General features: G+C 67.8%; 2 protein-coding genes. Both read left to right on the top strand.

Going from position 1 to position 1,842, the window contains the following annotated elements; translation table 11 throughout:
* Positions 1 to 201: 201 nt before the first annotated feature.
* The gene (locus IAE41_RS22235; protein WP_079225336.1) at positions 202 to 1,065 is read left to right on the top strand and encodes a pirin family protein; all 864 of its coding nucleotides are present in this window, start codon (positions 202 to 204) and stop codon (positions 1,063 to 1,065) included.
* Between the two features lie 214 nt (positions 1,066 to 1,279).
* Complete coding sequence (locus IAE41_RS22230; RefSeq protein ID WP_079222756.1) at positions 1,280 to 1,738, top strand: hypothetical protein; 459 nt, start codon at positions 1,280 to 1,282, stop codon at positions 1,736 to 1,738.
* Positions 1,739 to 1,842 lie beyond the last annotated feature (104 nt).

The raw sequence follows: 1,842 nt of genomic DNA, 5'->3' as shown, positions 1-1,842 counted from the left end.
TTTTCTTTTCCGTGCCTGACGCGCCCGGCCCACCACGAGATACGAACCGTCCAGCCCAGCCACGAGGGGCTGCGCCGTTGGCTGGAACCCAGTCGAGCAAGCTCGACTCTACGGAACAGGCTGTTACCCGCATGGGGCATGTACCCATCACGACCGCATGCCATGCTGGCACCCTTGATCCCTGCCAGCGAGAACGCCCGCATGACCACCATCATCGCCCCGCGCGTCCACGACATCGGCGGCCTGGAAGTGCGCCGCGCGGTGCCCACCCTGCAGGCCCGCAGCATCGGCTCGTTCGTGTTCGTCGACCAGATGGGCCCGGCCATCATGCACCCCGGCACCGCCATCGACGTGCGCCCGCACCCGCATATCGGCCTGGCCACCGTCACCTACCTGTGGTCCGGCGCCATCGGCCACCGCGATACGCTGGGCTCGGACCAGGTCATCCGCCCCGGCGACGTGAACTGGATGACCGCCGGCCGCGGCATCGCCCATTCCGAGCGCACCCCGCCACCGGACCGCAGCCACGACAACCCGATCCACGGCATGCAGACCTGGGTCGCGCTGCCGAAGTCGCACGAGGAAATCGAACCGGCGTTCTATCACCATGCCGCCGCCACCCTGCCCGAGCAGCGCCGCAACGGCGCGTGGCTGCGCGTCATCGCCGGCCGTGCCTACGGTGAGGAATCGCCGGTGAAGGTCTTCGCCGATACGCTCAACGTGGCCATCGATCTCGACCCGGATGCGGAGATCGACATCGACAACGGCCATCGCGAACGCGCGCTGTACATCCTCGAAGGCCAGGCGCAGCTGGATGGCGTGGATATTCCGGCCCAGCACCTGGTCATCCCCGAGGCCGGCGCCGTTGGCCGCCTGCGTGCGAAGACACCGGTGAAGGCGATGCTGTTCGGTGGCGAACCGCTCGATGGCCCGCGCCACCTGTGGTGGAACTTCGTGTCCAGCTCCAAGGAGCGCATCGAACAGGCCAAGCACGATTGGGAAGCCGGGCGCTTCGGCACCATCCCCGGCGACGACAAGGAATTCATTCCGCTGCCGCAGTACTGAGGTCGACCGCAGCGCGGTTGACGGCAGTCGAGCAAGCTCGACTCTACTCCGCGTGATGGTTACGGTTGTAACCGCAATTTGTGCGATCGCTCACGTTCCGTTAAGGTCGGAATGACCGTCCGTACACATGCGGACGGCCACGGCATCCGGGGATGGGATGCCACCGCCACCGGCGCGCCGGTGAAGCCTTGCGACACGCCACCTTGGGGGATGCATGAAGTTCGTGCCTGTTGTGTTGTCGAGCCTGCTGTTCGTCGCGGCCCATGCCGCCGCACAGGCTCCGGTCGAGTGCCCGTCGCTGCCCGCCAGCAGTGGCCTGCAATGGCAGCAGCAGGCACAGCCCGATTTCGTGGTGTGCCGTGCGGCCACCGCCGAAGGCCGCGAAGTGCTGAGCCTGATGCTCAGCCAGCGCGACCCGGGCATTCCACTCAGCCGCTCGCTGCGCCAGGAAAAAGGCAGCTTCGGCGGTGAATCGATGTACTGGTACCAGCCCGACCTGGGCGGCCAGCAGCCGCCCGGCTATGCAGAACGGCGCATCAGCGTGGTCAAGCTGGACAAGGGACGCTATGCGCAGATCGCGCTGTACCCGGACAGCAGCCAGGAACTGGGCAGCCTGCAGCAGCTGGCGCAGGGCATGAGCCTGACCCCGTCGGCCGTGGCCGACGGTCGCTGAGGGGTTGCGGGGATGACTGCCTGGCAGCATCCCCGCACTTCAACCCGATCGATCGGTAGTGGGGGGGGGGGGGGGGGGGGGGCGGGGGGGGGGGCCCGCCGCCG

This window comes from Stenotrophomonas sp. S39 (assembly GCF_016624665.1).
Classification (GTDB): Bacteria; Pseudomonadota; Gammaproteobacteria; order Xanthomonadales; family Xanthomonadaceae; genus Stenotrophomonas.
This window is presented reverse-complemented; position numbering and strand designations above follow the sequence as displayed.

Bases quoted from the DNA above. Each gene is read 5' to 3' on its own strand.
- IAE41_RS22235 (WP_079225336.1), top strand. From the start codon at position 202: ATGACCACCATCATCGCCCCGCGCGTCCACGACATCGGCGGCCTGGAA.
- IAE41_RS22230 (WP_079222756.1), top strand. From the start codon at position 1,280: ATGAAGTTCGTGCCTGTTGTGTTGTCGAGCCTGCTGTTCGTCGCGGCC.